The organism is Sphingobium sp. L-44 (assembly GCF_056859495.1).
Map to the genome: position 1 here is coordinate 77,659 of NZ_JBSXOQ010000116.1, position 23,386 is coordinate 101,044.

The following is a 23,386-nucleotide window of genomic DNA, read 5'->3' on the forward strand; positions in this document are numbered from 1 at the left end:
GATGATCGTCATGGGGCGCGGACAGACTATGCACGGCGGAAATCGCGGGCAATTTGCCGCGCCCCCGCCTATGATCCATCATCATGGCCAGGGGGCGGACATGCAGGTCGAAGATAATGACGCGATGATGGAAAGGGTGCTGATCGTCGACGATCACCCGCTGGTGCGCGACGGGCTGCGCAGCGTGATCGCGGTCAGTTTCGACGGCTGCGAGATTTTCGAGGCGGCCAGCCTGGAGGAAGCGCTGGCGACGCTGGAGAAACAGTCCAATTTCGACCTGGTGCTGCTCGACCTCAATATCCCCGACGTGAAGCGGCTCGATGGCCTGAAACTGCTGCGCAGCCGCCACCCGATCCTGCCGGTGGTGATGGTGTCAGGCGCGTTCGACCGGGGAATCGTGCGCGAGGCGCTGGGCGCCGGCGCGGCCGGATTCATCCCCAAGTCGATGAAGCGCAGCGCCATCGTCGATGCGCTGCACCGGGTGGTGTCCGGTGAAATCTACATGCCCGACGCGATCGACGAGGCGCCGCAGGAAAGCGCCGAGGAAGCCGATATCCTGACCCGGATCGGCAGCCTGACGCCGCAGCAGCGGATCGTGCTGACGCATCTGGTCCATGGCCGGCTGAACAAGCAGATCGCCCATGACCTGAGCGTGTCAATGACGACGGTCAAGGCGCATGTCTCCGCGATCCTGCAGAAGCTCAACGTCTTCAGCCGGACGCAGGCGGTGATCCTGGCCAACCGGGTCCATTTCGACGGCGACAACTGACCGCGGAAAATAGGAAATCCCGCGCTTAACTTCGCATATTTCCCGCACATTTCGACATTTTGATGCCGATGTTGGAAATCATGTTGCGCGCCCCATCCCTGTCGTCCCCTGTTCCCGACTAGCATGGAACAGGGGCTGTAGGACAGGCAGGGACGGGTCAGAAGCTGGCCTTCAGCCCGTCGATCACGAACTGCGCCGCGAGCGCGGCGAGCAGCACGCCGAGCAGGCGGGTAATCACCGCCTCGATCTTGGTGCCCAGGATCGCCATCAGCGGCCCGGCCGCCAGCAAGGCGCCCAGCATCAGCACCAAAGTCACCGCCACCGCGACCAGCACGACCAGCCGGTCGACCATGCCGTCGGCGCGCGACATCAGCAGCATGACGGTCGCGATCGAACCCGGCCCGGCGATCATCGGCATCGCCATCGGGAAGACGGAGACATCCTCCACTTCGGGCGTCTCGGCGATCTTCTGCGCCCGGTCCTCGCGCCGCTGGGTGCGCTTTTCGAACACCATGTCCATCGCGATCATGAACAGCATGATGCCGCCGGCGATGCGGAAACTGTCCAGTTCGATGCCGAGCACGCCCAGCAGCTGCTTGCCCCACAGGGCGAAGACCAGCAGGATGGCGGCGGCGATGCCGACCGCGCGGATCGCCATCGACCGGCGCTGGGCGATGCTCGCCCCGCTGGTCAGGCTGGCATAGATGGGCGCGCAGCCCGGCGGATCGATCACCACGAACAGGGTGACGAAAGCGGATATGAACAATTCCATCATGACGGCGCCCCCACCTTGTCGTCGATCACCACATCATAGCCGGTCCCGTTCCACATGCGGACGGTGACCCGGCGGCTGCCATCGGTCGCGACATCGGCGGACCAGATCAGGCTGTCATCCTGCGGCACCGGCGGCGCCTCCCCCTTTGCCGGGGGCGGGCCTTCGGGCCGCGCACCGCGCTTGCAGGTCGCAACCTTGCCGGTCAGAAATTCCGGCGCCTCCCGTTCGGTCGCCAGACGATCGCCATGATCGAGGATCCACTGCCAGCGGCCCTTCTTGTCGCGCCGCCACAGGGTGGTGAAATAGCCGACCGATCCGTCCGGCCGTTTCCAGTTGCCGGTGCTGGCGGCGAGCAGGCCGTCGCAGGAGACATAGACGATCGAGGGCGACCAGCTGACCGAGGCCGGCGGGTCCGCCTGCTTCTTCAGCCAGTCCTTCGCCACCACCCGCTGCGGCACGAACATCACCGCATCGTCCGCCGCCGTTTCGCGAAAGGCAGTCCATTGCCCCTTTTGCTGGGCAAGCCGGTTGAAGGCGATTTCGGCCGCGATCACCGAGCTGGGATCGGGCTGGTAACGCATCGGCGGCTTGGCCGCGACCAGCATCACCAGGCTGAGGGCGAGGAGCGCGCCGCGCGCCTTCACAGCCCCTCCGGCTTGGCGAGGCCCGCGCGCGCATGGGCGGCGACCAGCGTGTTGCGCAGCAGCACCGCGATCGTCATCGGGCCGACGCCGCCGGGAACCGGGGTGATGGCGCGGACATGCGACAGCGCTTCGGCCGTGGCGACATCGCCGACGATCCGGCCCTTGCCATCTTCGGTATCGACCACGCGGTTGATGCCGACGTCGATCACCGTCGCGCCCGGCTTGATCCATTCGCCCTTCACCATTTCGGCGCGGCCGACAGCGGCAACCACGATGTCGGCGCGGTGAACGATGCTGGCGATGTCGCGGGTGCGGCTATGGGCGATGGTGACGGTGCAATTTTCGGCCAGCAGCAGCGCCGCCATCGGCTTGCCGACGATGTTGGAACGACCGACCACGACCGCCTCCATGCCCGACAGGTCGCCCAGTTCATCCTTCAGCAGCATGATACAGCCCAGCGGCGTGCAGGGCACCAGCGCGTCCTGTCCCGTGGCGAGGCGCCCCGTATTGACGACATGGAAGCCGTCGACATCCTTGGCCGGGTCGATCGCGGCGATCACCGCCGCCTCGTCGATATGCTTGGGCAGCGGCAGCTGGACCAGGATGCCGTCGACCCGGTCGTCATGGTTCAGTTCCTCGATCAGGTCGAGCAGATCATCTTCGCCGATGCTGTCGGGGCGCTTGAACTCCAGGCTTTCCATGCCGGCGGCGACCGTCATCTTGCCCTTGTTGCGGACATAGACGCTGCTCGCGGGATCTTCGCCCACCAGCACCACGGCCAGGCCCGGCTTGCGGCCCGTCTGTTCCACGAAGGCGGCGACGCCATCGGCCACCTTGTCCCGCAGTCCGGCCGCAAAAGCCTTGCCGTCGATAATCTTGCCGATCGTCATGTCGCGTCTATCCATGTCTCGATGATGGCGGTCAGCCGGTCCAACGCCTGCGCCCCGCCCTGTATCCGCAATCGCTTTAGCCGGTTGGTATCACCCGATTCCAGCAAAATCGCGCCCCTGGGCCAATCCAGCCGCTTGGCCAGCAGCGCGATCAGCGCCGCATTGGCCTTTCCCTTTTCCGGCACGGCGCGCACGCGGGCGGACAGCCAGTGCGCGCCATGTTCGTCGGTCCAGCGCCCGCCGACATCCTCGCGCGTGGCGCCGGGCGTCAGGCGGACCGCCAGAATGAGGTCACCCCCGTCCCGGCGCCAGCCGGTCAGAGACTGTTTGAGAAAGCCGGTACCAGCCCGCTCCCCCGCCCAACCACCCGATCCAGTGTCATCCTGTCGGGTGGTTGGGCGGGGGAGCGGGCTGGTACCGCGCTGAAAAATCGCTCTTTCGCGATTTTTCAAACAGCCGGTCACATCAGGCTGGAGAAGAGCGGCGGCAGGATCGCCTGACGGATGATGAGGATGCCCAGCAGGACGACCATCGGCGTCAGGTCGAGCGCGCCGAGGTCGGGCATGACCCGGCGGATCGGATTATAGATGGGCGCGGTCATCCGATCGAGCGCGACCATCACGGTGCGCACGAAATCGCTGCCCATGTTGACGACGTTGAAGGCGATCAGCCAGCTCATGACGGCCTGGATGATGATGATCCACCACAGCACGTCGAGCAGGATGACGATGGTCTGATAGAGGGCGTAGGCCATGCGGTCTCCGAAAGAGCGGTTGGCGCTCGCTCTAGCCGAGGCATGGGGCCGGCCACAAGTCGAGACAGTCCCTTATTCCACCAAAGGACGCCATAGTTCTGCAAAAGCCGGTTCGGCAGGAAGGGGTAGCAGGACCAGCCTGTCGCGCTATAGCTGGGCCATGGATTTTCGTGACGCCTCCCCCGCCGACGCCCCGCTGATCGCCGCCATGCATGTGGAAAGCTGGCGCATCGCCTATGCTCATATCATGGACCCGGCCTATCTGGCGGGCGGGATCGAGGCCGAGCGGCTGGCCACCTGGACGCAGCGGCTCGAACATCCGGCGCCGGGCCAGCGCATCATCATCGCCGAACGGGACGGGCAGCCGATGGGCTTCACCTGCATCATCGGCGGGGCCGATGATCGCTGGGGCACGCTGGTCGACAATCTCCACGCCCTGCCCGCCGCGCGCGGCACGGGCCTTGGCACCGCATTGTTGGCGCGCGGGGCGCAATGGGCGATCGAGGGCTGGCCCCAGACCGGCCTGTTCCTGTGGTGCTACAGCGACAATTTGGCCGCGCGCGGCTTCTATGCCTCGCGCGGCGGGATCGAGGTCGAGGATTGGGACAAGCCCGGCCCGGACGGCCGGACCCTGCCGGAAAAGCGCATCTACTGGGCTGATCCGGCGATCCTGCTCCGGTAAATCGGCGCTTATTTGCGGATCAGCGTGCCCGCACCGCGATCGGTGAAGATTTCCAGCAGCATGGCGTGCGGCACCCGGCCATCCAGGATGACGGCGGCGTCGACGCCGCTCTCGACCGCCTTGACGCAGGTTTCCAGCTTCGGGATCATGCCGCCGGTGATGGTGCCGTCGACCTGCAGCGCATGGATCGCCGCCGGATCGAGATCGGTCAGCAACTCCTTGTCCTTGTTGAGCACGCCCGGCACGTCGGTCAGCAGGAAGAAGCGCGACGCCTGCAACTCGGCGGCGATCGCGCCGGCCATGGTGTCGGCGTTGACATTATAGGTATGGCCGTCGGCACCGATGCCCACGGGCGCGACCACCGGGATGATGCCGTCCTGGGTCAGCGTGTCGAGGATGCGGCGATCGACCGAGACCGGATCGCCGACGAAGCCCAGATCGACATGGCGCTCGATGCCCGAATTGGGATCGGGCGCGCGGCTGTGGCCGACCTTCTCGCACAGGACGAGGCCGCCATCCTTGCCCGAGATGCCGACCGCGCGGCCGCCCGCGCCGCTGATCCAGCCGACGATTTCCTTGTTGATGGAGCCGGCCAGCACCATTTCGGCGATCTGGGCGGTTTCCTTGTCGGTGACGCGCAGGCCGTTCACGAACTGCGATTCGACGCCCAGCTTCTTGAGCATCGCGCCAATCTGCGGCCCGCCGCCATGGACGACGACGACATTGATGCCGACCGCCTTCATCAGGACGACGTCCTCGGCGAAGTCGCGTGCAGCCTCCGGATCGCCCATGGCGTGGCCGCCATATTTCACGACGAAGGTCTTGCCCGCATAGCGCTGCATATAGGGCAGCGCCTCGACAAGGGTTTCGGCCTTCGCGAGGAGCGCGGGATCGGGGGCGTAGTTGCTGGTCATGCGCGCGCGCATAAGCCCATATGCGCGCTACGGCAAGTTATCGATCGAGGCGACGGCCCAATGCGACCGCCGTGGAGATGAGCGGCGGCACCAGGATGATCGACAGCAGCACCTTGGTAATCATCTGCCCGACCATCAGGTCCATGATCGGCCGCTCGCCATAAAAGGAGATGGTGATGAACAGCAGGGTGTCGACGATCTGCGACACGACGCTGGCCACCATGCCGCGCAGCCAGACCAGACGGCCCTCGCCCCCGGCCAGGCGCGAGAAGATGAAGACGTTGAGCGTCTGCGACGTGCCATAGGAAATGAGGCCCGCCAGCATCATGCGCGATCCCTGTCCCACGACGATCGGGAAGGCATCGACGGCGGGCGGATACATGCCCGGATCATGCGGCAGGGCGATGACGATATGGATCAGCGCGGCCGACACCAGCAGCGGCACGAAGCCCAGGCGCACCAGCGCGGTCGCCGTCTTCTGGCCGTGCAGTTCCGACACGGCGCTGGAAATGATGACCAGCAGCAGGAAGGCGAAGATGCCGGCCTCCACCGCGAGCGGCCCCAGCGCGACCTGTTTCACCCCCAGCACGCCGGCCATGCAGACCATGCCGCCATAAAGGATGGAAAAGACGAAGAGGGAGCGGGTCAGCGGCGCGGGCGATGAAGTCATCGCCAGCCCTTACCGGGATTCGGCCTGCGGGGGAAGATGGCGCGGCACGCCTTGTCCCGTCCCCTTTCAGGCCAGCATGGTCCGCAGCAGCGCGCGCAGCTGGGCGGGCTTTACCGGCTTGTTGAGCAGGGGAATGTTGGCGGCGGCGAGCTGGGTCTTGAGCGGTTCGCCGCGATCGGCCGAGATCATGACGGCGGGGATGCGGACGCCGAAATGATCGTGCAGGCGGGTGATGACCGTGTCGCCAGTCTCCCCGTCCTTCAGATGATAGTCGACCAGGATGATGTCGGGCCGGCGGCCATCGGCGAACAGGGCAGCCGCCTGGTCATAGCCGTCGGCGGTGACGACGCTGCACCCCCAGCCGGTGAGCAGGGTGCGCATGCCCGACTGGATCTGCTTTTCATTGTCGACCACCAGCACCGACAGGTCGCGCATCGACCGGTCGCGGGTCGGCTGGCCGGTGTCGCCATCCTCCTCGCGCTGGGGCTGGCCGATGGGCAGGGTGATGGCGAAGGTCGCCCCCTGCCCCGGCTGCGAGCGCAAGGTGATGGGGTGGCCCAGCATGTCGCTGGCCCGCTTGACGATGGCGAGGCCCAGCCCCTTGCCCTGGCTGCGGGTGTCGAGCCGGCGAAACTCCTCGAAGATCAGCGCCTGTTGCTCGGGCGCGATGCCGGGGCCACTGTCGGTCACGCTGATCTCCACCCGGTCGTCATGCTGGATACAGGCGACCGAAACCGTGCCGCGCGGCGTGTAGCGGATGGCGTTGGAGATGAAATTCTGGAGGATGCGGCGCAGCAGGCGCAGGTCGGTTTCGACCCAGAGCGGCTGCGCCTCGATCCGGAAGGAAAGGCCGGCCGATCGGGCCATGGGGGCGAATTCGACATTCAGCGTCTGGAGCAGCCGGTCGATACGGAACGGGCCGATTTCCGGCTGGATCGCACCGGCATCCAGGCGCGAAATTTCCAGCAGCGCCTCCAGCAGATCCTCGACCGAGTCGAGCGCGGTCGAGGTCTGGTTGACCAGTGCGCGGGTCGGCAGCGCCAGCCGCCGATCGCCCAGCGCCGCGACGAACAGCCGCGCGGCATTGAGCGGCTGGAGCAGATCATGGCTGGCGGCGGCGAGGAAGCGGGTCTTGGACAGGTTCGCCTTTTCCGCGACGATCTTGGCATCGATCAGCGCCGCCTCGATCGCGCGGCGCTCGGCCACTTCCCCTTCCAGCTTGCGGTTGAGGTCGACCAGTTCGCCGGTGCGTTCCGACACGCGCCGTTCCAGCGTCTCGGCGGTTTCCTGAAGGCTGGCCTGGGCGCGCAGCATGTCGGTGACGTCGGTGAAGCCGAACACCTGGCCACCATCGGCCATGGCGTTGCTGCGCAATTCGAAATGCCGTTCTCCGGCGGTGCAGAGGCAGACCATCGCCTGCTGACCCGCGCCGCCGCCGCGCCAGTCGAGACAGCCCTGATCGTCCATCGCCAGCGTCTCGCGGCACCAGCGCTGCAATTCGGCATGGCTGCCAAGCGCGCCGGCGAAATTTTCCGGCAAAGCGAGCAACCGGCGCAGCGCGTCGTTCCAGGCGGCCAGCTGTCCACTGCCGTCGAACACGCAGACCCCCTCCGACAGATTGTCGAGCGTGGATTGCAGCACGACGTTGCGTTCGGCCAGTTCGCGGGCACGGGCGCGGGCATCCTCCGCCTTCGCCTCGGTAATGTCGGTATAGATGCCGACGATGCCGCCTTCGCTGGTGCGCAGTTCGTTGATCTGTATCCAGCGGCCATCGGCCAGCCGCTGCACCTGGCCGCCATCGGCAATGCCGTGCTTGGCCAGGCGATCCGACACCCAGCGATCGGGCGCGACCTGTGCCCCGGCCGGCCCCTGACTATGGGCGGCGATGCGGGCGATGTCGTGGAAGGTCAGATTCTGGTCCAGCCGCTCGGCGACCTGCGGCCAGAAGCCGAGATAGGCTTCATTGTAGAGGATCAGCCGGTCTTCGGCATCGAACAGGACGAAGCCTTCGTTGATCGATTCGATCGCATCGCGCAGGCGCACCTGCGCGGCGTCCGCATCGGCATGGGCCTCGGCCAGATCTGCATTGGCCTTGGCGAGGCGGCCCAGCGCATCCTCCAGCTGGAGCGTCCGGTCGCGCACCTTGGCTTCGAGCGAGATGGCGGTTTCGAACATGGAAAAGGCGTTGGCCGACATGTCGGTCGAGCGTTCCACCCGGTCCATCAGCGCGCCGTTGATCTTGCGCAGCTTGCGCACCTCCTCGCGCAGGGCATCCAGCTCCGCGTCGTTTTCCAGGGCGGTGCGCAGCTCGCTCATCGGCCGATCGCCAATCCGCTGAAGGTCTGGTTGACGTGCAACGCATGATATTGCTCGCCATAGGTGTTGAAGCCGATGACCCGGTTGCCGGCATAGAGGGCTGAAACATCGCGCGAAATCTGGCGCTGTTCGGCATCGATGCGGTTGAGCACGCAGTCGAAAGCGATGATCCGGTCCACCTCGCCCACGCGGGCGTGCAGGTCGGAGAAGAGCTGCCGCATGCCGGCGATCCGATCCACCGGCTCGCCGATATTGAGGACGATCCCCTCGTCGATCGCGCAATAGAAGGTCAGGCTGCCGTCCGCATTGGCGCTCTGGATCGAGCGGACATGATATTCGCCGCCGGCCCGGACCATCGGCGGATGCGCCGCGAAAAATTCCATCCCCAGTTCCTCGCCGGCATGGCCGGCCAGGCGCAGATATTCGGCCGCGGCCGGCTCTGCATTGATCTCCGTCACGATGCGTTCGTGCGGGATCGCGCCGGTAATCACCATCTTGGCGGCGCCAGGCTGATAATGCTGCGCCTTGAAGACGTGCATCGGCCGGGTCGAGGACAGGATCGCCACCACGGCGGCGCGGGCATGGAAGCGGCCGCCATCGAAGATCGCGGTCTGGCGGAAGGCAAGATCGTCGCCGGATGATCCGCCGATCAGCGGAATATCGCCCAGCGCATCCTGGATCGTCATGGTCAGCAGCTCCTCCCGGTGCGAGAGGCCGTCGACCAGGAACAGCGCGACATGATTGACCAGCCCGCCCAGCCGGCGGCTGTCCCGTTCCGCCTGCGCCGCCAGCGCCCGCACGACTTCGCGCGCGGCGACCGGATCGAAATTGTCGATGTCGTCGAAGCAATGGGACGTCATGCAGAAATCGGCCGCAGGAAAGCCGATCACGGTCAGGCTGTCATGATCATAGCCCGCATCGGTCAGTTCGCCCGAGCTGGTGCAGCCGATCACGGTGGTGCATTCGCTATGCAGGTTGATCGCCCGCTCCAGGCTGTCCCGGTCATAATGCTGGGAACAGAAGATCACGGCGCCGGCCAGCGGCTCCGTGCCGAGTTGATCCACCAGATCCGCCATCGCCTCGAACGGATCGTCGGCATGGGAGGACGCAAATCCTATCCCTGCCCTTACCCCTGCGCCTGTCGCCATTGTCTCTCCCCATCGCCCATTTTCTTATGCTTTGGGGCATTATCATGTAGCGGGTTCCGCTGGCCTGTCACGCGAAACAAGCCGGCTTTTGGCGCCGTGGATCAGGTGGAAGACCAGCAATGCGACGAATGGCATGGCAAGACCCAGCAGCAGCGTCGCGGACAGGCGCGGCCAGTGCTTTTCCACGGCCTTGAGCGGATAGGAGAGCAGGCCAAGCGCATAATAGCTAACGGCAACCGTCGACAGCCCCTCAACCAGTTGCTGAAGCTGGAGCTGCATCCGCGCGCTGCGGTCCATCGAGGCGAGCAGGCGGCCATTCTGGTTCTCGATATGGGTTTCGATCCGGGTGCGCAGCAGGGCGGTGAACTGCGCCGCGCGGCCGTTGAGCAGCGCCAGCCGATCGGTCAGCGCCGCGCAGGTGCGCACGGCAGGCCAGAGCCGCCTTTCGGTGAAGTCGGCGAGCGAGCGATGACCGGCGATCGGCACGACATCCAGTTCAGCGAGGCGACTGGCGACGATCCGGCCATAGGCGGCGGTCGCGCTCATCCGATAGGCGCAGCCGCTGTCGATCGACAATATGTCGGCGGACAACTGGATCAGTCGGCCCAGCAGCACATCGTCGCGCACCTCGCCGGCGGCCAGCGCCCGGCCGACCTGCTCCAGCGCCTGTTCCAGCCAGTCGAGATCGGTCCAGGCCGTGCGCGCGGGCGGCAGGCCAAGCAGCGCCAGATTGCGATAATTGCCCAGTTCCTGCAGCCGCTGGACGCAGCGGGCAAGATCGCCGGGCAGCAGGCCGTTGGCGGCCACCACCATCCGGCCATAGCCATCATCATGGATACGGAAATCGGTCCAGATGCGCGCGCCGCCGCCGACATGGCAGGTGACGAGCTGGCCCGCCGGGAAACCGGCGCTGGCCACCAGTTCCGCGGCGGCGCCTTCATCCGCGACGATCGCCAGCCGCACGGCGCGGATCACCGCACCCGGCAGATATTCGGCCCAGGCGATCGCGGCGCGCGCGTCGGCCGCGTCGGGGAAATCCCAGCCGACCGGGTCGCTGCCGCCGCGCACCAGGGTGACCGTGCTGGCCTCGCTATGCTGTTCCCAGTGGAGATGGATGTCGGCGCCCAGCCGGGTTTCGCGATGGCGGCTGTCATGCCCTGGACGCAGATCGCCCGGCATGGCGGGCAAGGCCGCAAGCTCTGCCGTGCGCGCGTCCGCATCGAGCAGGCGGACAAGCTGGATCATCCGTGCCGGGACCGTCAGCGCGGGCTCGCGGCGTAGTTGCATCTCGCCCACCAGCAGCGGGCGCAGCGCATGTTCGGTGAAGCGCCGCTCAGCCACCACGCGCCGGCTCTCCAGCGGCTTCCAGCAGATCCGCCTCCGCATCGGTGAAGACGCGCGAGCGGACGATGAAGCGCTGCCCCTCCGGGCTTTCGAGCGACATGCCGGCGCCCCGCCCCGGCACCACGTCGATCGTCACTTGGGTATGGCGCCAATATTCGAACTGGGCTGCGCCGATCCACACCGGCACATCGCCCGCGACATGGCCCAGCAGCACATCCTGCGGGCCGACCCTGAACTCACCGCGCGGGAAGCACATCGGCGCGGAACCGTCGCAGCAGCCGCCCGACTGGTGGAACATCAGCGGGCCATGCTGGTCGGTCAGGCGCGCGATCAGCGCGTCGGCCGCGGGCGTGGCGAGAATGCGGGCAGGACAATCGGTCATCGATCCGATCCTTCAGAACCAAAACCGCCAAAGGCAAAACTGGCAGAAGCAAAGCTGGCGGGCATCCGGGGGAGGATGCCCGCCAAAGGTGCGGAGCGCCAAGAAAGGAGAGAGAAGGGGCGCTCCGCGGTGGATCCGTCAGAAGAAGCCCAGCGCCTTGGGGCTGTAGCTGACCAGCAGATTCTTGGTCTGCTGATAATGGTCCAGCATCATCTTGTGATTTTCGCGGCCGATGCCCGACTGCTTGTAGCCGCCAAAGGCCGCATGGGCCGGATAGGCGTGGTAGCAGTTGGTCCAGACGCGACCGGCCTGAATGCCCCGGCCCATGCGATAGGCACGGGCGCCGTCGCGGGTCCACACGCCCGCGCCCAGGCCGTAGAGCGTGTCATTGGCGATCGCGAGTGCCTCCGCCTCGTCCTTGAAGGTGGTGACGGCCAGCACCGGGCCGAAAATCTCCTCCTGGAAGATCCGCATCTTGTTATGGCCCTTGAGCACGGTGGGCGTCACATAGAAGCCATCGGCCAGTTCGCCGTCATGGGTGGCGCGATCGCCGCCGGTCAGCACTTGTGCGCCCTCTTCCTTGCCGATCGCGATGTAGGAGAGGATCTTTTCGAGCTGGTCGTTCGACGCCTGGGCGCCGATCATCGTCGAAGGATCGAGCGGACTGCCCTGCTTGATCGCCTTTACCCGCGCGATCGCCCGCTCGATGAACTTCTCGTAGATCGATTCCTGGATCAGCGCACGGCTGGGGCAGGTGCAGACCTCGCCCTGGTTGAGGGCGAACATGGCGAAGCCTTCGAGGCATTTGTCGAAATAATCATCGTCCGCATCCATCACATCCTCGAAGAAGATGTTGGGCGACTTGCCGCCCAGTTCCAGCGTGACGGGGATCAGGTTTTCCGACGCATATTGCATGATCAGGCGGCCGGTCGTGGTCTCGCCGGTGAAGGCGATCTTGGCTATCCGCTTGTTCGACGCCAGCGGCTTGCCCGCTTCCACGCCGAAACCGTTGACGATGTTGAGCACGCCCGGTGGCAGCAGGTCGCCGATGATCTCGGCCAGCACCAGCACCGACATCGGCGTCTGCTCGGCAGGCTTGAGCACGATGCAGTTGCCGGCGGCGAGCGCGGGCGCCAGCTTCCACACCGCCATCAGGATCGGGAAGTTCCAGGGAATGATCTGGCCGACGACGCCCAACGGCTCGTGGAAATGATAGGCGATGGTGTCATGGTCGATCTCGCTGATCGATCCTTCCTGGGCGCGGGCGCAGCCGGCGAAATAGCGGAAATGATCGATGGCGAGGGGAATGTCGGCATGGGTGGTCTCGCGGATCGGCTTGCCATTGTCGATCGTCTCGGCGAGCGCGATGAGGTCGAGATTGGCCTCCATGCGATCGGCCATCTTGAGCAGGATGTTGGACCGCTCGGTCGACGACATCTTGCCCCAGGCATCCTTGGCGGCATGGGCGGCGTCGAGCGCGGCCTCGATATCCTCCGCCGTGCCGCGCGCGACCTGACACACGACCTGGCCGGTGACCGGCGAGATATTGTCGAAATACTGGCCCTTGGCCGGTGCCGTCCACTGCCCGCCGATATAATTGTCGTAGCGGTCGCGGATCAGGGTCTGGCCGGCGAATTTATCCAGCGCCTGTTGCAGCATCATCTTGTCTCCTGGGTCGATTTTGTGATCGTCTTTCAGCCTTCAGAAGATGGCAAAGCAGGCCGCCGGTGCAATTGGACCTTCGGTCGGATCGCCCCGTCTGCGGGACGAGGCGGGCATGAGACGCGACCTGTGCCGCCCACTCGACAGCGACCCGACGGGCTGCTCTATCTGGCAGGCCCCTTCCCTGCCCGGAGAGATTTCCCCCATGTTCCAAGTTTCCCACCTGGTCATCGTCGGTGGCGGGTTCAGCGGCACGCTGCTGGCGATCAACCTGCTGCGCTACGGGACGATGCGGGTGACATTGGTCGAGCGGCGGCCCGAACGGCTGGGCAAGGGTGTCGCGTTCGGCAGCGCCCTGCCCGATCATATCCTCAACGTCCGCGCCGGCAACATGAGCGCCTTTCCCGACCAGCCGGGCCATTTCGCGCAATGGCTGGCGGAGACGAGCGGCGGATCGGACGCCAGCTTCGCGACACGGGCGACCTATGGCCGCTATCTTTCCGCGCTGCTGGACAAGACCCGCGCCGAGGCGGGCGACCGGCTGGACGTGATCGATGATGCGGCGGTCGATATCCGCATGACCGGCGATGGCTGTGTCGTCGAACTGGCGTCGGGCAAGACGCTGGCGGCCGATGCGGTGGCGCTGGCGCCGGGCAATCTGCCGCCGCATGACCTGCCGCCATTTCGAGACAAGGCGGCGCCGCTCTATGTGTCCGAACCCTGGGGCACGGACATTGCCGAGGGGCTGACGCCGAGCGACAAGATACTGCTATTGGGCACGGGCCTGACCGCGGTGGATTGCGCGCAGACGCTGGACAGCGCGGGTTTTCGCGGATCGATCCTGGCGCTGTCGCGGCGCGGGCTGGTGCCGCACAGCCATGCGCCGGCCATGCCCTTCCCCGCCCTGCGCGAACGGCCGGCCGCCCATTGCGCCAGGCTGGTCCGCACCATCCGCCAGCGGGCCGATGCGGTCGGCTGGCGCCGCGCGGTCGATGAGCTGCGCCCCTTCACCCAGGATATATGGCGGGCGGCCTCCCCGGTCGAACGGGCGCGCTTCCTGCGCCATGCCCGGCCCTATTGGGACGTGCATCGCCACCGCATCGCGCCGCAGGTGGCCGAGCGGATCGCCGCGATGCAGGCGAGCGGGCGGCTGCGGATCGCGGCGGGCCGGATCATCGGCGCGCACGACGCCGACCAGGGACTGATCGTGCAATGGCGGCCGCGCGGCGGCGAACAGGTGCAGGAAATCCGGGTGGCGCGGGTGGTCAATTGCACCGGGCCGCTGGCCGACCTTGGCCGGACCGACGACGTGCTGCTGCGCCGGCTGGCGGATCGCGGCGCGATCCGGCCCGATGCGCTGGCGATCGGTATCGACACCAACCGGCAGGGCCATGCCATCGCACGCGACGGCAGCGCGCAGGAACGGCTGCTGGTGGTCGGGCCGATGACGCGCGGCGCCCATTGGGAAATCGTCGCCGTGCCCGATATCCGCCGCCATAGCTGGGACATGGCGCGCGCGCTGACCGGCGCGCAATGGGTGGAGGCGGAAGGGCTCTAGAGCAAATTCCGATCCGACTGCGTCAGATCGGTTGCTCTAAGCTTTTGGTTTAACGCGTTGTCCGAGTCATCAGGTGATTCCACCTGATTAGAAAACGCTCTAAACCGGCAGCTCAACCTGCGCGCGCAGCCCGCCATCGGGAGTGCGCGCCAGCAGTACCCGGCCGTGATGCGCCTGCGCCGCCGACTGGACGATCGACAGGCCGAGGCCGACGCCGCCGGTGCTGCGGTTGCGGGAGGGTTCGCCGCGATAGAAGGGCTCGAAGGCGCGGGCGATATCGGCCTGCTCCATGCCCGGCCCGTCATCCTCGATCGTGACGATCGCCCGCCCCTCGTCGCGCATCACCCGCACCCGCGCGCGGTCGCCATATTTGATCGCATTGTCGATCAGGTTGGTGAACAACCGCTTGAGCAGGATCATGTCACCCGCGATGATGACAGGCTCCGCGCCCAGCAGGGTCACGTCGCGGCCCATATCGGCAAAATCGTCGACCAGCCCCTCGACCAGCAGGCCAAGGTCGAGCGGTTCCTTGAGGCGGGGGCGGTTTTCATTGTCGACGAAATCCAGCGTCGTGCCGATCAGCGCCTCCATCTGGCGAATTTCCTCCTCGGCCGCGATGCGCACCGGCGCGGGCGCGGCGGTGAGGTGGAAATGGAGGCGCGACAGCGGCGTGCGCAGATCATGCGCGATCGCGCCGACGACCGAGGTGCGCTCGCGCACATAGCGGGCGATGCGCGCCTGCATCTCGTTGATCGATTGCGCCGCCAGCCGGATCTCGCTCGGCCCGTCGAGCGGGATCGGCTGTTCCTCCTGCCCTGCCCCCATCCGCTCGGCCGAGGCGGCGAAGGCGCGGATCGGGCGGGTCAGCCGCGCGCTGAACCAGAGGCTGAGCGGCACCACCAGCAGGATGCCGACGAGGAAGGCATATTGGCCGAGCAGCCGCCAGAGCGACCGCCCGCCCCGCGCCTCGCGCGTGATCATCCGCCACTGACCATCGGGCTGGCGAATCGCGGCGGTGAAGGTACCCAGGATGAAGGGATCGGCGACGCCATCGGGGCCATAGAGCTGCATTTCCGCCACGAACTGACCGATGCGCTCGCGATCGCCGGGGTCGAGGCGGATGCGCACATCGGCGGCCGGCAGTGCAAGGCGTCGGGCCAGCAGCGCGGCGATCAGCCGATCGGCCGGGTCGGTCGACGCCGGCGGCGCGGCGGCCTGCCGCACCTCATGCACCACCGGCTCGTCGCGCAGCAGGGGCTGGCCATGGACGATGCGGGCAATCTCATAGACCGACAGCGGCACCCGTTCGGGCGGAATGAAATAGAGCAGCAAAGTGAGGCTGAAGGCGGTCAGCGTCAGGATCACGACCAGGGCCAGCGCCAGCAGATGGGCGTGGATCGAATTGGCCCAGCGCAGGAAGCCCGCCTTCATCCGCGCTGCACCGGCGCCTGGAAGATATAGCCTTCGGACCGGACGGTGTGGATCAGTTCGCCGCGCGCGCGGGTGCCGAGCTTGCGGCGCAAGCGGCTGACCTGGGTGTCGATCGCCCGGTCGAACACATCGGCATCCTCGCCGCGCGCCAGTTCGACCAGCGCGTCGCGGTTCAATATCTGCTGGGGATGCTCGATGAAGGCGAGCAGCAGGGCGAACTCCCCCTCCGACAGGCTGATGATGATGCCGGCGGGATCACGCAGCACCCGGCGCACCGGATCGAGCTGCCACCCTTCGAAATGATAATGGGCCAGCACCGGCTGGCGGGTGTCGGCGACCGGGCGGCGGCGGCGCTGCAGCGCGCGGATGCGGGCGAGCAGCTCGCGCGGCGACAGCGGCTTTGGCAGATAATCGTCGGCGCCCATTTCCAGGCCGGTGATCCGATCCCCCTCCGTCCCCAGCGCCGACACCATGATGATGCCGGCATCCTGCTGTCCCGCCAGCGAACGGGCGATCGACAGCCCATCCTCGCCCGGCATCATGACGTCGAGGACGATGATGTCGACCGGCTGATGGGCGAGGATGGCCCGCATCGCCGGGCCATCGGCCGCTTCGCTGACGACATAGCCTTCCTGCATCAGGAAAGCGCGGACCAGGGCGCGCAGCGACGGATCGTCATCGACGATCAGGATATGCGTGTCGCCCGGCGCGCTGTCGCCTGTCAGCTTCGCTGTCACCCTTATCTCTCCTCTTCCCATTCCGCCCCTTCTAGCCGCCGGCCCGCGCCGGATTTTGTCAGGCTCGACACAAAGGGCGGAATAAGCGCCTGCATTCTGCGCCGATTTTGTCGGCGCTGACAAATTAATCCGCCGCCCCCCTGCTAGAAGGATCGCACAAGAGGACCGGAGCAACCGGGCCGGCAGGGAAGAGGAGTGGGCCGCATGGCGGCAAGCCATCATCATGTCCGTCACTGGAGCCGCCGATCGGCGCTGGGCCTGATCGCCTGCGTACCGCTGGGGATGGCAAGCATCGCAAATGCCGCCGAATGCATCGATCCGGCCAGCCTGTCCGCCGCGCAGAAGAGCATGCGCAAGTCGCTGGGCTTTCGCACCTCGAGCGATGCGACCAAGCGCTGCGGCCTGTGCGCCTTCTTCACCGCCGCCCAGCCGGGCTGCGGCAAATGCGCGCTGCTGAGCGGCGGCATCGTGCCGGCCGAGGGCGTGTGCGACAGCTGGGCGAAGAAGAGCTGATGGCGAACCCCGCGCGCCAATATGTCTGGGATCTGCCCATCCGCCTGTTTCACTGGGCGCTGGTCGGCCTGATCGGCTTTTCCTGGTGGAGCGCGGAAACCTATCACATGGACTGGCATCGCCTGTCGGGTCAGGCCGTGCTGTTCCTGATCGCCTTTCGCCTGATCTGGGGCCTGATCGGGTCCGGGCCGGCGCGCTTTGCCCAGTTCCTGCGCGGGCCGCGCGCGATCTTCGCCTATCTGACCGGCCGTGCGCCGGCCGCGCCGGGCCATAATCCGCTCGGTGGCTGGAGCGTGGTGGCGATGCTGCTGGCGCTGTCGGTGCAGGTCGGCACCGGCCTGTTCGCGGTCGATATCGACGGCATCGAATCCGGGCCGCTGTCGCATCTGGTCGATTTCGATCAGGGCCGGCTCGCCTCCGACATGCACGGCATCAGCTTCACCATCCTGCAGGTGCTGATCGGCCTGCATGTCGCGGCGGTGCTGTTCTACCTGCTGGTGCGGCGGCGCAACCTGATCGGACCGATGGTCAGCGGCCGGGCGAAAGTGAGCGGCGAACCGGTGGCGGTGCGGCGCGCGTCGCCTGTCGCCTTTGCCGTCGCGATCCTGCTGGCGGGCACGCTTGCTTGGTGGGCCTTCGCCGATCCGATGCTGTGACAGACATGAAAGGGACGAGGATGAGGATGCACGATACAGCCCGGATGAAGCGGCCGATCGCGATGCTGGCACTGCTCTGCGCGGCACCGCTGGCGGCCGCGCCCGGCGATATCGTCACCACCCGGATCGCGGGTTTTCGCGAGGTCGGCGCGGCGTTCAAGAATATCAATGACGAGCTGAAATCGGCCACGCCGCAAACCTATGTGATTCAGATTTCGGCGCGGCAGATCCGCGACTATGCGCGCCAGCAGCAGGGCTGGTTCCCGGCCGGCAGCGGCCCGAAGCCCGGCGTCAAGACGGCGGCCAAGCCGGAAATCTGGAGCCAGCCGGCCGCATTCAAGGCGGCGCAGGACGGCTTCACCACGCAGGCCAACAGCTTTGCCACCGTGGCGGCGAGCGGCGACGTGGCGAAGATGCGGGCGGCGGCCAAGACGCTGGGCCAGAGCTGTGGCACCTGCCACCGCAGCTTCCGCGTCGAGGAGAAACGCTGATGTGGCGCCGGGCGGCCGCGATCCTGTGGCTGGCGCAGCCCGCCGCGCTCTGGGCGCAGGCCGCCGACCTGCCGCCCGAGGCAGCGAGCGGCGAGCCGCTGCCGGCGGGGGTCAGCGTCCGCAAGGTCGGCGCGCAGAGCATCTATGTCGATGCCCATGGCCGCACCCTCTATGGCATGGATATGCGCGCGGTGACGGGGCGGACCGGGCATCAGCCGCTCTGGTGTTCGGGCGATTGCCTGACCCAATGGACGCCGCTGGCCGCGCCCGCCAAGGCGGAGATCGTGCCTGCTCCGCCCGAGTTCGGCGGCGATCGCAAGGCGCCCCGGCTGAAGCAGGACGGCCCCGACTGGATCGTGATGCAGGGACCGAGCGGACCGCAATGGGTCTACAAGCGGGTCAATCTGGTCTTCACCCATGTTGGTGAGCGACCGGGCACGATCGGGCATGAGGGCGAGGACGCTCTGGTCTGGAACAGCCTGAAATATGTGCCGGCCGCGCCCAAGATCGACGCGCCGGCCGATGTGACGGCGCGGCTGGTGGACGGGCGCTATCTGCTGGTCGATGGCCAGGGCAATTTGCTGGTGACGCATAAGGGCAAGGCCTGTGGCACGACCTGCGCCGACTGGCGCGTCTTCCCGGCGGGCATGGCGCGACGGGGCATGGGCGCCTGGACCGTGCGGCCCGATGGCGACCGCGCCCAATGGGCCTATCGCGACCGGCCGGTCTTCACAATCGCGGGCGACGACCCGGCGGACATTCCGGCCGATGCCGAACCGCTGATCCCATGACATTTCGCAAGGAGAAGATGATCGTGCAGAATCATCGCAAACTGATCCTGCTGCTGGGCGCGCTGCCGCTGGCGGCGTCGGTGCCGGCATCGGTGTCAGCGCAGGGGGATGCCCCCACCAAACCCGCAGCACTGCCCGCCCCGCCGGCCAATGGCGAGATGGGTTTCGTCGTCAGCCATTTCGCGCCCGCCATCTATCAGGGGAAGGAGGATTGCCCGCAGGGCCTGGCCGCGACCCTGCGCGAAAATTACCTGCAGACCCAGCCGGTGGGGGAACGCACGCGGCTGCTGGAAAAGGCGAACGAGAAGGAGCTGACCGCGCGCTGGACCGGCTATGCCTTCGGTCCCGACAACATCAACATCTGCACCCATCCCGACAAGTTCGACCGGCCGCCCCAGCGCATGGTGCAGGGCAAGGTCGCACAGGGGCTGAACCTGGACGATGATGCGGGTGGCGCGGCGGCAGACGACAGCTGCGGCCATGCCAATTTTACCGGGCCAGCCGGCGAGCCGGGCGTCGACAACCAGATGTGGCGGGCGATGGGCTGCGTGCGGACCTGGCGCGGGGTCGACGGCACGGGCGGCGATATCGTCAAGGGCCTGACCCAGTTCCTGGTGAGCGGCGAACATAGCCAGCTGCTGTTGCTGACCGGCGTCGACAGTCTGGAAAATGACCCCGACGTGACGGTGATCTACGCCAATACCGAGGATCGGGCGGTGGTGGATTCGCGCCAGAATTTCATCCCCGGTGCCAGCTACAGCGTCACCGCCAATGCCGATCATCGCAATGTGCTGAAAGGGCGGATCGTCAACGGCGTGCTGACCACCGAACCGGCCCATATCCGTCTGAAGCAGAATTGGGGCCAGGGATCGGAGCGGGACATTCGTGGTCGGCGCAACGAATATGATTTCACCAAAGCGCGGCTGCGCTTCACCTTCCAGCCGGACGGATCGATCAAGGGCATTGTCGGCGGCTATCAGCCGATCTGGAACGTGATGGCCAGCGCCTCGGTCGGTGGCGAGGGCGCGGCGACTACGGCCGGCTACGACTGCGCCGCCATGTATGCGGCGTTGAAGGCGATGGCCGATGGCGATCGCGATCCGGCGACCGGCCAATGCCGCCGCATTTCCAGCGGTATGGAGGCCTGGGCCGTGCCCGCCTTCGTCTCCGACCGCCTGCCCCAGACCAAGGTGGCGCAGCGATGAGCGGACCATTTCGCCAGAGGGCGCGCTGGACGCTGCTCGCCGGGTTGCTGCTGAGCGCCTGCACGGTCGAGAAGACGCCGCAGACCGCCGCTACGCCCGAAACCAGCTTCGCGCCCTTGAAGACGCCGCTGGGCCAGGTGGCGGGGATGCGCCGCCTGACCGAAGCGCAATATCGCAATAGCATCGCCGATATCTTCGGCGCGGACATCAAGGTGGCAGGCCGGTTCGAGCCGATCGTGCGGCCGGTGCATGAGCTGATCGCGACCGGCGCCAGCGCATCGACCATCTCACCCGCCGGACTGGAGCAGTTCGATGCGATGGCGCGCAATATCGCCGCGCAGGTGTTTGCGCCGGATCGCCGCGCCCAGTTCATGCCCTGCGCCCCGCGCGACGCGGCCGCGCCCGACGCCGATTGCGCCGCACGGACGCTGATGCCGATCGGCCGCTACCTGTTTCGCCGGCCGATGACTCAGGAGGAGATCGGCGCCTTCGTCATGATGGCCGGCAAGGGCGCTGGCGATGGCCAGGGCTTCTATGACGGGATGCAGCTGGCGCTCGCCGCCATGCTGGTATCGCCACAATTCCTCTACATCATCGAGAGCGCAGAGCCCGACCCCGAAGCGCCCGGCAGCCTGCGGCTCGACAACCATGCCCGCGCCGCGCGGCTGAGCTATCTGCTGTGGAACACGACGCCCAATGAGGCGCTGCTGCGCGCGGCCGACGAGGGCAAGCTGACCGATCCGGCCCAGCTTGCGGCGATCGCGCAGAAGATGGTGCGTTCGCCCCGGCTGGAGGATGGCGTGCGCGCCTTCTTCGCCGACATGCTGTTGTTCGAGAAGTTCGACGAAATGGCCAAGGACCAGATCGTCTACCCCCGCTTCAACCCCGATGTTGCGTCGGCCCTGTCCGAACAGATGCTGCGCATGATCGTCGACCAGCTGGTGACGCGGCAGGGCGATTATCGCGACCTGTTCACCACCCGGCGGACCTTCATCAACCGGGCGCTGGGGCCGCTCTATCAGGCCAAGGTATCCAGCATGCAGGGCTGGGTGCCCTATGAATTTGCCGATGGCGACGATCGTGCCGGACTGCTGGGCCAGGCCGGTTTCCTGGCGCTCTATTCCCACTCGGGCCGCAGTTCGCCGACCCTGCGCGGCCGGGCGATCCGCGAACTGCTGCTGTGCCAGCCGGTGCCCAATCCGCCTGGCAACGTCAATTTCACCGCCGTGCAGGATGTCGGCAACAAGGCGATGCCGACCGCGCGCATTCGCCTGAACGCCCATAACAGCGACCCGGTCTGTGCCGCCTGCCACAAGATCACCGACCCGCTGGGCCTGCCGCTGGAGCGGTTCGACGGCATCGGCGCCTTCCGCCGGACCGAGAATGACGCGCCGATCGATACCGCCGGCGTGTTCGAGGGCACGGCCTTCCAGGGCAATGTCGGCCTGGGCCAGGCGCTGGCGGCGAGCAAGTCGACCACCGAATGCGTTGCCGGCCGCGCCTACCAATATGCGACGGGGCGCATGCCGGAGGATGAGGAGGCGACGGCCATGGCGCTGGAACAGGGCTTCGCCGCCGACGGCTATCGCATCCAGGCGCTGTTCCTGCGCGTCGCGACCATGGCCGATGCCTATCGCGTCAGCACGCCGCCGCTGGCCAAGCCGCAGGTCGCGATGATGACCAGCCCGCATATCCGTGAAGGAGACCGTCCATGAGCTTCACCCTCGATCGCCGCACCGCGCTGCGCGGCATGGTCAACGGCATGGCCGTGGCCGTCGGCCTGCCGCTGCTCGACATCTTCCTCGACGGCAACGGCACCGCCATGGCGGCGACCGGCGCGCCGATGCCGATCCGTTTCGGCACCTGGTTCTGGGGGTTGGGCGTCAATCCGCCGCGCTGGTTCCCCAGCGCCGCCGGCAAGGATTATGAGTTGAAGGTCGAGCTGGCCTCGATCGAGGCGCTCAAGCACAAGGTCAATATCCTGGGCGATTTCACCCTGCCGCTCGACGGCAAGCCCAACCTGCCGCACATCAGCGGCGGCATCGGCATCCGCACCGGCATGGCGATCGATTCCGACCGGGGCCTGCCGGGACCGTCCTTCGACGTGTCGATCGGCGATGTGATCGGCACCCGCACCCGCTTCCGCTCGATCGAGCTGTCGGCGACCGGCGATCCGCGCAATTCGCTGTCGGGGCGCGGCAATGGCAATCTCAACCCGGCGGAAGTGTCGCCCGCCGCCCTGTATACAAGGCTGTTCGGCGCGGGCTTCCATGATCCCAACAGCGCGACCTTCACCCCCGATCCGGCGGTCATGGCGCGGCGCAGTGTCCTGTCCGGCGTGTCCGACCAGCGTCAGGCACTGGAGGCGCGGCTGGGCGCGGCCGACAGGCAGCGGCTCGACCAATATTTCACCTCGCTGCGGCAGCTCGAAAACCAGCTCGACGTGCAACTGACCAAGCCGGCGCCGATGCAGGCCTGTGTCGTGCCGCCCAAGGTGCCCGACCTGCCGGTCAATGCCGAGATCGAGAATGTCATGCGCAATCACGAGATCATGACCGACCTGCTGGTAATGGCGATGGCGTGCGACAATGTCCGGCTGTTCAACATGAACTTCAACAATGGCGCATCGTCGCTGACGCGGGTGGGCAGCACCATCACCCATCATCAGCTGACCCATGAAGAAGTGCTGGACAATCGGCTGGGCTATCAGCCCGAAGTCACCTTCTATGTCGACAAGTGCATGGAAGCCTGGACCTATTTCATCAAGGCGATGGACGCGGTGAAGGAAGGCGACCGCACCCTGCTGGATAACAGCCTGGTCTTTGCCCATAGCGAGACCGAGTTCGCCAAATTCCACACCATCGACAATATCCCGATGATGACGGCGGGGTCGGCCGGCGGACGCATCCATACCGGCCAATATATCACCGGCGACGGATCGCCGGTCAGCCGGGTCGGCCTGACCCTGCAACAGGCGATGGGCGTGCCGGTCGACCGTTGGGGCACGGGCAGTCTGGAGACGAACAAGATCATCCCCGGACTGATAGTTTGATC

Annotated in this window: 24 protein-coding genes; 10 read left to right on the forward strand and 14 right to left on the reverse strand. The window is 66.6% G+C overall.

Going from position 1 to position 23,386, the window contains the following annotated elements; genetic code table 11:
- Position 1: 1 nt before the first annotated feature.
- A complete protein-coding gene (locus tag AC13EK_RS20485) occupies positions 2-769 on the forward strand; it encodes a response regulator (RefSeq protein ID WP_069337369.1) in 768 nt (255 codons plus the stop codon).
- A gap of 157 nt (positions 770-926) precedes the next feature.
- Here AC13EK_RS20485 and AC13EK_RS20490 read toward each other — a convergent pair whose 3' ends face one another.
- The 5 genes from AC13EK_RS20490 to AC13EK_RS20510 all read right to left on the reverse strand — a co-directional run bounded on the left by AC13EK_RS20490 (position 927) and on the right by AC13EK_RS20510 (position 3,832).
- On the reverse strand, positions 927-1,544 hold the full coding sequence (locus AC13EK_RS20490; protein ID WP_004208345.1) for a MarC family protein: 618 nt from the start codon (positions 1,542-1,544) through the stop codon (positions 927-929).
- A complete protein-coding gene (locus AC13EK_RS20495; protein WP_069337370.1) occupies positions 1,541-2,188 on the reverse strand; it encodes a Cif family virulence factor in 648 nt (215 codons plus the stop codon). The genes AC13EK_RS20490 and AC13EK_RS20495 overlap by 4 nt, the downstream gene beginning before the upstream one ends.
- A complete protein-coding gene (gene folD, locus AC13EK_RS20500) occupies positions 2,185-3,078 on the reverse strand; it encodes a bifunctional methylenetetrahydrofolate dehydrogenase/methenyltetrahydrofolate cyclohydrolase FolD (protein ID WP_069337371.1) in 894 nt (297 codons plus the stop codon). The genes AC13EK_RS20495 and folD overlap by 4 nt, the downstream gene beginning before the upstream one ends.
- Positions 3,075-3,398: a DUF167 family protein gene (locus AC13EK_RS20505; RefSeq protein ID WP_214868578.1), complete on the reverse strand. Its 324-nt coding sequence runs from the start codon at positions 3,396-3,398 to the stop codon at positions 3,075-3,077. Before AC13EK_RS20505 ends, folD begins: the two co-directional genes overlap by 4 nt.
- A 140-nt stretch (positions 3,399-3,538) precedes the next feature.
- Positions 3,539-3,832 carry a YggT family protein gene (locus tag AC13EK_RS20510; protein ID WP_004208349.1) on the reverse strand — a complete coding sequence of 98 codons (294 nt, stop codon included), beginning with the start codon at positions 3,830-3,832 and terminating at the stop codon, positions 3,539-3,541.
- A 160-nt stretch (positions 3,833-3,992) separates the two neighbouring features.
- Between AC13EK_RS20510 and AC13EK_RS20515 the strand changes: the two genes are divergently transcribed.
- Positions 3,993-4,514, forward strand: a complete 522-nt coding sequence (locus tag AC13EK_RS20515; protein WP_048937582.1) for a GNAT family N-acetyltransferase — start codon at positions 3,993-3,995, stop codon at positions 4,512-4,514.
- 8 nt (positions 4,515-4,522) lie between these two features.
- On the opposite strand, the gene argB is transcribed toward AC13EK_RS20515, so the two are convergent.
- The 7 genes from argB to adh form a co-directional block, all read right to left on the reverse strand.
- A complete protein-coding gene (gene argB, locus AC13EK_RS20520; RefSeq protein ID WP_004208351.1) occupies positions 4,523-5,440 on the reverse strand; it encodes an acetylglutamate kinase in 918 nt (305 codons plus the stop codon).
- A 25-nt stretch (positions 5,441-5,465) separates the two neighbouring features.
- The gene (locus tag AC13EK_RS20525; protein WP_069337375.1) at positions 5,466-6,098 is read right to left on the reverse strand and encodes a queuosine precursor transporter; all 633 of its coding nucleotides are present in this window, start codon (positions 6,096-6,098) and stop codon (positions 5,466-5,468) included.
- Between the two features lie 66 nt (positions 6,099-6,164).
- The gene (locus AC13EK_RS20530; protein WP_069337376.1) at positions 6,165-8,414 is read right to left on the reverse strand and encodes a hybrid sensor histidine kinase/response regulator; all 2,250 of its coding nucleotides are present in this window, start codon (positions 8,412-8,414) and stop codon (positions 6,165-6,167) included.
- The gene (locus AC13EK_RS20535) at positions 8,411-9,562 is read right to left on the reverse strand and encodes an FIST N-terminal domain-containing protein (RefSeq protein ID WP_483022373.1); all 1,152 of its coding nucleotides are present in this window, start codon (positions 9,560-9,562) and stop codon (positions 8,411-8,413) included. Before AC13EK_RS20535 ends, AC13EK_RS20530 begins: the two co-directional genes overlap by 4 nt.
- Before the next feature lie 42 nt (positions 9,563-9,604).
- Positions 9,605-10,906, reverse strand: a complete 1,302-nt coding sequence (locus AC13EK_RS20540) for a DUF3422 domain-containing protein (protein ID WP_069337377.1) — start codon at positions 10,904-10,906, stop codon at positions 9,605-9,607.
- The gene (locus AC13EK_RS20545) at positions 10,896-11,288 is read right to left on the reverse strand and encodes a DUF779 domain-containing protein (protein WP_010338463.1); all 393 of its coding nucleotides are present in this window, start codon (positions 11,286-11,288) and stop codon (positions 10,896-10,898) included. The genes AC13EK_RS20540 and AC13EK_RS20545 overlap by 11 nt, the downstream gene beginning before the upstream one ends.
- Before the next feature lie 138 nt (positions 11,289-11,426).
- Positions 11,427-12,947 (reverse strand): aldehyde dehydrogenase, encoded by a 1,521-nt coding sequence (gene adh, locus AC13EK_RS20550; RefSeq protein WP_069337388.1) that lies wholly within the window; start codon positions 12,945-12,947, stop codon positions 11,427-11,429.
- Positions 12,948-13,155: 208 nt separating this feature from the next.
- Here adh and AC13EK_RS20555 point away from each other — a divergent pair, with 208 nt between their 5' ends.
- Positions 13,156-14,508, forward strand: coding sequence for an FAD/NAD(P)-binding protein (locus AC13EK_RS20555; protein ID WP_069337378.1), 1,353 nt, complete (start codon positions 13,156-13,158; stop codon positions 14,506-14,508).
- A 99-nt stretch (positions 14,509-14,607) separates the two neighbouring features.
- On the opposite strand, the gene AC13EK_RS20560 is transcribed toward AC13EK_RS20555, so the two are convergent.
- A complete protein-coding gene (locus AC13EK_RS20560) occupies positions 14,608-15,939 on the reverse strand; it encodes a sensor histidine kinase (protein WP_069337379.1) in 1,332 nt (443 codons plus the stop codon).
- Positions 15,936-16,676 (reverse strand): response regulator, encoded by a 741-nt coding sequence (locus AC13EK_RS20565; protein WP_004208361.1) that lies wholly within the window; start codon positions 16,674-16,676, stop codon positions 15,936-15,938. The genes AC13EK_RS20560 and AC13EK_RS20565 overlap by 4 nt, the downstream gene beginning before the upstream one ends.
- Positions 16,677-16,880: 204 nt before the next feature.
- Between AC13EK_RS20565 and AC13EK_RS20570 the strand changes: the two genes are divergently transcribed.
- The 7 genes from AC13EK_RS20570 to AC13EK_RS20600 are packed head-to-tail and all read left to right on the forward strand — an operon-like array spanning position 16,881 to position 23,384.
- The gene (locus tag AC13EK_RS20570; RefSeq protein WP_026108692.1) at positions 16,881-17,189 is read left to right on the forward strand and encodes a high-potential iron-sulfur protein; all 309 of its coding nucleotides are present in this window, start codon (positions 16,881-16,883) and stop codon (positions 17,187-17,189) included.
- Complete coding sequence (locus AC13EK_RS20575; protein WP_081331711.1) at positions 17,189-17,845, forward strand: cytochrome b/b6 domain-containing protein; 657 nt, start codon at positions 17,189-17,191, stop codon at positions 17,843-17,845. The genes AC13EK_RS20570 and AC13EK_RS20575 overlap by 1 nt, the downstream gene beginning before the upstream one ends.
- A 26-nt stretch (positions 17,846-17,871) precedes the next feature.
- Positions 17,872-18,336, forward strand: a complete 465-nt coding sequence (locus AC13EK_RS20580) for a c-type cytochrome (protein WP_139150008.1) — start codon at positions 17,872-17,874, stop codon at positions 18,334-18,336.
- On the forward strand, positions 18,336-19,127 hold the full coding sequence (locus AC13EK_RS20585; RefSeq protein ID WP_069337382.1) for a COG4315 family predicted lipoprotein: 792 nt from the start codon (positions 18,336-18,338) through the stop codon (positions 19,125-19,127). Before AC13EK_RS20580 ends, AC13EK_RS20585 begins: the two co-directional genes overlap by 1 nt.
- Positions 19,124-20,332 (forward strand): hypothetical protein, encoded by a 1,209-nt coding sequence (locus AC13EK_RS20590; RefSeq protein ID WP_483022374.1) that lies wholly within the window; start codon positions 19,124-19,126, stop codon positions 20,330-20,332. Before AC13EK_RS20585 ends, AC13EK_RS20590 begins: the two co-directional genes overlap by 4 nt.
- The gene (locus AC13EK_RS20595; protein WP_069337383.1) at positions 20,329-22,047 is read left to right on the forward strand and encodes a DUF1592 domain-containing protein; all 1,719 of its coding nucleotides are present in this window, start codon (positions 20,329-20,331) and stop codon (positions 22,045-22,047) included. Before AC13EK_RS20590 ends, AC13EK_RS20595 begins: the two co-directional genes overlap by 4 nt.
- Entirely contained in the window at positions 22,044-23,384 is a 1,341-nt protein-coding gene (locus AC13EK_RS20600; protein ID WP_010338474.1) for a DUF1552 domain-containing protein, read from the forward strand. Before AC13EK_RS20595 ends, AC13EK_RS20600 begins: the two co-directional genes overlap by 4 nt.
- Positions 23,385-23,386 lie beyond the last annotated feature (2 nt).

Coding starts and splice junctions, on each gene's coding strand:
- AC13EK_RS20600 (WP_010338474.1), top strand. CDS start 22,044: ATGAGCTTCACCCTCGATCGCCGCACCGCGCTGCGCGGCATGGTCAAC.
- AC13EK_RS20515 (WP_048937582.1), top strand. CDS start 3,993: ATGGATTTTCGTGACGCCTCCCCCGCCGACGCCCCGCTGATCGCCGCC.
- AC13EK_RS20555 (WP_069337378.1), top strand. CDS start 13,156: ATGTTCCAAGTTTCCCACCTGGTCATCGTCGGTGGCGGGTTCAGCGGC.
- AC13EK_RS20590 (WP_483022374.1), top strand. CDS start 19,124: ATGACATTTCGCAAGGAGAAGATGATCGTGCAGAATCATCGCAAACTG.
- AC13EK_RS20585 (WP_069337382.1), top strand. CDS start 18,336: ATGTGGCGCCGGGCGGCCGCGATCCTGTGGCTGGCGCAGCCCGCCGCG.
- AC13EK_RS20510 (WP_004208349.1), bottom strand. CDS start 3,832: ATGGCCTACGCCCTCTATCAGACCATCGTCATCCTGCTCGACGTGCTG.
- AC13EK_RS20535 (WP_483022373.1), bottom strand. CDS start 9,562: ATGGCGACAGGCGCAGGGGTAAGGGCAGGGATAGGATTTGCGTCCTCC.
- AC13EK_RS20530 (WP_069337376.1), bottom strand. CDS start 8,414: ATGAGCGAGCTGCGCACCGCCCTGGAAAACGACGCGGAGCTGGATGCC.
- AC13EK_RS20490 (WP_004208345.1), bottom strand. CDS start 1,544: ATGATGGAATTGTTCATATCCGCTTTCGTCACCCTGTTCGTGGTGATC.
- folD (WP_069337371.1), bottom strand. CDS start 3,078: ATGACGATCGGCAAGATTATCGACGGCAAGGCTTTTGCGGCCGGACTG.
- AC13EK_RS20525 (WP_069337375.1), bottom strand. CDS start 6,098: ATGACTTCATCGCCCGCGCCGCTGACCCGCTCCCTCTTCGTCTTTTCC.
- argB (WP_004208351.1), bottom strand. CDS start 5,440: ATGCGCGCGCGCATGACCAGCAACTACGCCCCCGATCCCGCGCTCCTC.
- AC13EK_RS20560 (WP_069337379.1), bottom strand. CDS start 15,939: ATGAAGGCGGGCTTCCTGCGCTGGGCCAATTCGATCCACGCCCATCTG.
- AC13EK_RS20575 (WP_081331711.1), top strand. CDS start 17,189: ATGGCGAACCCCGCGCGCCAATATGTCTGGGATCTGCCCATCCGCCTG.
- adh (WP_069337388.1), bottom strand. CDS start 12,947: ATGCTGCAACAGGCGCTGGATAAATTCGCCGGCCAGACCCTGATCCGC.
- AC13EK_RS20485 (WP_069337369.1), top strand. CDS start 2: ATGATCGTCATGGGGCGCGGACAGACTATGCACGGCGGAAATCGCGGG.
- AC13EK_RS20570 (WP_026108692.1), top strand. CDS start 16,881: ATGGCGGCAAGCCATCATCATGTCCGTCACTGGAGCCGCCGATCGGCG.
- AC13EK_RS20580 (WP_139150008.1), top strand. CDS start 17,872: ATGCACGATACAGCCCGGATGAAGCGGCCGATCGCGATGCTGGCACTG.
- AC13EK_RS20595 (WP_069337383.1), top strand. CDS start 20,329: ATGAGCGGACCATTTCGCCAGAGGGCGCGCTGGACGCTGCTCGCCGGG.
- AC13EK_RS20545 (WP_010338463.1), bottom strand. CDS start 11,288: ATGACCGATTGTCCTGCCCGCATTCTCGCCACGCCCGCGGCCGACGCG.